Origin of the sequence: Sneathiella sp. (assembly GCF_041689005.1) — a bacterium.
In the GTDB taxonomy this organism is placed as follows: Bacteria; Pseudomonadota; Alphaproteobacteria; order Sneathiellales; family Sneathiellaceae; genus Sneathiella.
The window spans coordinates 1-5,152 of record NZ_JBDNHC010000052.1; the positions used below are offsets into that span (position 1 = coordinate 1).

The 5,152-nt window shown below is 54.8% G+C and carries 6 protein-coding genes; 5 read left to right on the forward strand and 1 reads right to left on the reverse strand.

Annotated features, from left to right (window positions below):
* The 4 genes from ACESNI_RS06050 to ACESNI_RS06065 all read left to right on the forward strand — a co-directional run.
* Window positions 1-1,189 (forward strand): glycine cleavage T C-terminal barrel domain-containing protein (locus ACESNI_RS06050; RefSeq protein WP_373085618.1); only part of this gene is annotated, 1,189 nt, incomplete at its 5' end.
* A complete protein-coding gene (locus ACESNI_RS06055; protein ID WP_373085619.1) occupies window positions 1,182-1,754 on the forward strand; it encodes a sarcosine oxidase subunit gamma in 573 nt (190 codons plus the stop codon). The genes ACESNI_RS06050 and ACESNI_RS06055, both read left to right, overlap by 8 nt.
* Window positions 1,755-1,863: 109 nt before the next feature.
* Entirely contained in the window at window positions 1,864-2,670 is an 807-nt protein-coding gene (gene hisN, locus ACESNI_RS06060; protein ID WP_373085620.1) for a histidinol-phosphatase, read from the forward strand.
* 39 nt (window positions 2,671-2,709) lie between these two features.
* Window positions 2,710-4,077, forward strand: coding sequence for a glutamine synthetase family protein (locus ACESNI_RS06065; protein ID WP_373085622.1), 1,368 nt, complete (start codon window positions 2,710-2,712; stop codon window positions 4,075-4,077).
* On the opposite strand, the gene ACESNI_RS06070 is transcribed toward ACESNI_RS06065, so the two are convergent.
* Window positions 4,070-4,441 (reverse strand): GNAT family N-acetyltransferase, encoded by a 372-nt coding sequence (locus tag ACESNI_RS06070; RefSeq protein WP_373085623.1) that lies wholly within the window; start codon window positions 4,439-4,441, stop codon window positions 4,070-4,072. The genes ACESNI_RS06065 and ACESNI_RS06070 overlap by 8 nt on opposite strands.
* 190 nt (window positions 4,442-4,631) lie before the next feature.
* On the opposite strand from ACESNI_RS06070, the gene ACESNI_RS06075 reads away from it, so the two are divergent.
* Window positions 4,632-5,152: GntR family transcriptional regulator (locus tag ACESNI_RS06075; protein ID WP_373085624.1), on the forward strand; the 521-nt coding region annotated here is incomplete at its 3' end.

Below are 5,152 nucleotides of genomic sequence, written 5' to 3' on the forward strand. Positions count from 1 at the left end.
GGACTGGTCGGATCCGGTGCGCGTCACCAGCATTCACGACTGGCATGTCCAGGCGGGGGCTAAGTTCGAGAATGTCGGACAGTGGAAACGACCCTGGTACTATCCGAAGCCGGGCGAGGATATGCGGGCCGCAACGGACAGGGAATGTCTAGCTGTCCGGAACTCCGTCGGCGTGCTCGACGCCTCGACACTCGGAAAAATCGATATCCGTGGTGCTGATGCCGCCGAATTCCTCAATCGAATCTATACCAATGCCTGGCTGAAGCTCGGCATCGGACGCGTCCGCTATGGCCTGATGTGCCATGAGGACGGCATGGTCTTCGATGACGGGACAACCGCACGGTTGGCGGAAGATCGCTTCCTGATGACGACGACATCGGGGAATGCGGCCATCGTTCTTGACTGGCTAGAGGAATATCTGCAAACCGAATGGCCGGACCTCAAGGTTTATTGCACGTCGGTCACCGAGCAATGGGCGACGGTTTCGATCACCGGGCCGAAGGCGGGCAGGGTGCTGGCGAAGCTTGCCCCAGACTTGGACCTATCCCCTGAAAGGTTCCCGTTCCTGTCCTTCGCCGAAGGGAACGTCTCCGGGCTTCCCGCCCGTATTTTCCGGATCAGCTTTACCGGTGAGCTGACATACGAAATCAATGTCCCCTGGGCGTATGGGCTTGCCCTCTGGACAGCCGTGATGGACGCGGGCAAGGAATATGACATGACGCCCTACGGTACCGAGAGCATGCATATTCTCCGGGCCGAAAAAGGCTTTATCATTGTCGGTCAGGAAACCGATGGCACGACGACACCGCAAGATCTCGGCATGGACTGGATTGTCTCCAAGGTCAAACCGGACTTCGTCGGCAAGAGATCCTTCACCCGTGCTGATACGGCGCGAACGGATCGTAAGCAGCTGGTTGGGTTGAAGACGGATAACCCTGAAGACGTTCTGCCGGAAGGGGCGCAGCTTGTGTTCGATGCCAATGCCGCAATTCCGATGCCGATGGTCGGGCATGTGACCTCAAGCTATTACAGTGCCGCACTGGGTCATTCCATTGCGCTGGCGCTAGTCAAGGGCGGTGCCGGGAAAATCGGCAAAAAAATCTTTGCCCCGTTGACGGACAAGACACTGGCAGCGACCATTGTCGATCCTGTCTTTTATGACAAGGAAGGGGAGCGCCTCAATGGTTGACAGCCGTCTTTGGATAACAGCTGCAGCGCCTCTGGCTGGCCAGTTGCATAAGGGCCTTAGCGAGTTATCCCCACGCGCGCAGGTAAATTTGCGCGGCAATAACGAGGATCCGATGTTTGTAAAGGCCGTTTTGGCGACGATCGGGTTGAAATTACCGGCAGTGCCGAACAAGGTGGTCACCGGCGATAAGATCAAGGCACTCTGGCTGTCGCCAGATGAATGGCTGGTTGTCGGCGATGCCCCGACGCAGAAAGATCTCGTGGCGGCACTGGAGAGTGAGCTGTCGGGACAGCATGTCGCCATCAATGACGTGAGCGCGAACCGGACGATTTTCGCTCTTACCGGTGCGGATAGTCACAAGGTCCTGATGAAAAGCTGTGATATGGATTTTCATCCGCGCGTGTTTGGGCCCGGCGATTGCGCACAAACCCTGATTGCCAAATCCCCGGCGATTGTCGAGCAGGTGACAAAGACTGATTTTCATGTATATGTGCGCGGCTCCCTTGGTCGCTATGTCTGCGAATGGCTGAACGATGCGTTGGGCGAATATGTGATCCAGCCTTAATTTGCATTTCCTGTTGATAAATGTGAATAATTATGGACAATTGTGGAAGTATGATTGTCCCGCTGTTCACTAAGAAACAGCTATTTTTATAAAGACGCGTTTAAGTAATATGACTAATCCGTTATTGAGTATGTGTTTGGTTGGGGGGGAGTTCTCTGAAATAGCGGAATTTGCCTGTACTCTTGCGACGGAGGCGGCGCTTTGTACCACCTCCCATTTTCGCAAACCTCTCGATGTTCATGTTAAAGCTGATCAGAGCCCTGTTACCATTGCCGACCAGAAGACGGAACGTCTGATTCGGGATATGATCGCCGCGACCTATCCGGCGCATGGCCTTCTCGGCGAGGAACATGGAATTGAGGGCAGGGATAATGATGAAATCTGGGTAATCGACCCGATTGACGGCACCAAAAGCTTTATTTCCGGTTTGCCGCAGTATGGAACATTGATCGCTTACCTGAAGGACCGGGAGGTTCGCGTGGGCGCGATATCAATGCCGGAGTTGAAGGAATTCTGGATCGGGATCGACGGCGATGGGTGCTTCTTTAACGGTGTGCGCTGTTCTGTCAGTAAATGCGATCAGCTTGCCGAGGCGATCTTGATGACGACCTCGGTCGAATATCTGTCGGAAAAACATCAGTCCCGCTTTGCCGCCCTCACGCGGCAAGCTCGGGTTCGCAGATATGGTGGTGATTGCTATATCTACGCGATGGTGGCGTCAGGCTGGGCCGACGTCGCCGTAGATACGGGCCTGCAATATTATGATTATATGGCGGTTATTCCCATCATCGAGGAGGCTGGCGGCGTGATAACTGACTGGTCCGGGCGCCGTCCCGGTCTTAATTCCGACGGCACCATTCTTGCGGCGGCGACACCGGCACTGCATCGGCAGGCGCTTGAGCTTTTAACGCGGTAGTGTTATCGACTTCATATTATTAGGTTTTTCGGGGACATTATGGACGCACGTTTCGTTAAGACAGTTACCGATGCCCGCACTATTGTTGAGGATCGCGGACTGGACTTCGTCAAGGTCGGCGTTTTTGACATCGACGGCGTCCTGCGCGGAAAATATCTCAGTACCAAGAAATTTTTCAGCGTTCTCGAAGACGGGTTTGGTTTCTGTGATGTCGTTCTGGGCTGGGACGCGAATGACCAGCTTTACGACAAGGAAAGCTACACTGGTTGGGCCAATGGCTATGCGGATGCCACGGTGGTACCGGTCATCGATAGCTGCCGGGAACTGCCACTTGAAGATAACATGTTGTTTTTCCTTCTGGAGTTTGGAGACAGGGCGGCAGGGGTTTGCCCGCGCCAAACCTTGAAGCGCGTACTCGCCAAAGCCTCCGATATGGGGTTCACGGCGGCTGCTGCCTGTGAGTTCGAGTTCTTTCTCTTTAACGAGTCCCCAGAATCGATCCGTGAGAAAAATTACCATGGCCTTACGACCTTCACGCCGGGGAATTTTGGTTATTCAATGCTCCGCGCTTCGGTCGAGCATAATTTCTACGAGCAGCTTCTCGCGCTTTGCGAGGAGATGGACATGCCGATTGAGGGGCTGCATACGGAAACCGGTCCTGGCGTCCTCGAAGCGGCGATTGCCTATGACGAAGCCTTGAAGGCAGCGGACAAGGGGGCTCTGTTCAAGACTTTTACCAAGGTGCTGGCCCAGAAAAACGACCTGATGGCGACCTTTATGGCGAAATGGTCGAAGAACTATCCCGGGCAGAGTGGTCACATCCATTTGTCGCTTGCGGATAAAAACGGAACGGGTTCTTTTTTCGATAGTGCCAAGGAAAATAACATCAGCGATACCATGCGCCATTTTATCGGCGGACAGCAGAAGCTGATGCCGGAATTCCTGGCGATGATTGCGCCGACCATCAACAGCTATACTCGTTTGATACCCGGCTTCTGGGCCCCGACCGAGGCCAGTTGGGGAATTGACAATCGTACTTGTGCGCTCCGCGCCATACTGGGGTCGGAAAAATCACAGCGCGTGGAATATCGGATTGCGGCGGCGGACATGAACCCGCATATCGCGATTGCCGCCGCGCTTGGCTCCGGTCTCTGGGGGATTGAGAACAAGATCGAGCCGACAACGCCGATCAAGGGCAATGCCTATACCCAGGAATTCCCTGAAGAGCTGGCCTTGCCGAAAACTTTGTGGGAGGCGGCGCAGGCGCTGAAAAAATCCCGGCCTGCGCGGGAGCTGTTTGGCGATGCCTTTGTTGATCATTACGTGATTACCCGGGAATGGGAAGAGCGGGAATTTCGCAAAGCCATCACCGATTGGGAGATGCAGCGGTATTTCGAGATTATCTAGCGCCTTTTGAAAGATCCAGAATCATCAGCGGCAGTTCGTGCCCATCGCTGATGTCTGACCGGCACCACCCGGTCTGCCGCGCACCCATTTTCCGGTAGAAACCAACGGCGTTCGGGTCCGCCTCGATCCGCAAATTGGGATGTCCAAGCCTGATCGCCGTCTCGACTGCCGAGTTAAAAAGGCAGCGGCCGTAGCCGCAGCCGATATAGGATGGATCAATATAGAGAAGCTGGAGTTCCGCTTGGGCCTGCTCCTCCGATAGAAAATAAAACCCGGCAATCTCTTCGGCGGTTTCAATCACTCCGCTGTGCCAGTCCGTTATCATTTTTGGGGTAATGGACAGGAACGGCTTGCAGGTTAGCATAAAGGCGTCTGTATAACCCCAATAGGCTTTCGAGTTGAGGGAAAGATCCGTAAGGGCGGAGCAGTCCTCCGGTCTCGCTGGCCTGATTTTTTGCGAGGATATCACCTCAAAAAAGTCCCCATAATGATCTTTCCAGCCTATGATGCGCGTTACCCGGAATGTTAATATCTTTTTTTAAAGGTATCGCAAGTTGCTTTTTATCATTGACCGCACATCACATACATCGGTGCAGAACCAGTTGCGGGAACAAATCATCGCCGCGATCCTGAACGGGCAACTGCCGCCGGGAACGAAGATGCCGTCCACCCGGAAACTGGCGAAGGATTTGTCGCTGTCACGGACGACGGTGGTCATCGTCTATGACAAGCTGGTGGAGAGCGAGTTTTTAGGCGTGGCGGATCGGTCCGGCTTTGTCGTCGCGGCCATCACCTCGGGTACCCCTGCGGAGAAAAGCAAAGCAGAAGAAAACAATTTAGGAACGGGGGTCGACTGGCGGTCGTGGATCGATGGCCGTCTCGCCGGGCAGCGCAACATTATCAAACCGGCCAACTGGCAGGACTATCCCTATCCGTTCGTTTACGGGCAGCCGGATGCGAGCCTGTTCCCGCTGCCAGCGTGGCGGGAATGCTCACGTCAGGCCATGAGCCAGATGGCCATGCGCGACTGGGCCAACGATGCGGTCACCCAGGATGACCCGCAACTTGTCGAGCA

Coding starts and splice junctions, on each gene's coding strand:
- ACESNI_RS06055 (WP_373085619.1), top strand. CDS start 1,182: ATGGTTGACAGCCGTCTTTGGATAACAGCTGCAGCGCCTCTGGCTGGC.
- hisN (WP_373085620.1), top strand. CDS start 1,864: ATGACTAATCCGTTATTGAGTATGTGTTTGGTTGGGGGGGAGTTCTCT.
- ACESNI_RS06065 (WP_373085622.1), top strand. CDS start 2,710: ATGGACGCACGTTTCGTTAAGACAGTTACCGATGCCCGCACTATTGTT.
- ACESNI_RS06070 (WP_373085623.1), bottom strand. CDS start 4,441: ATGCTAACCTGCAAGCCGTTCCTGTCCATTACCCCAAAAATGATAACG.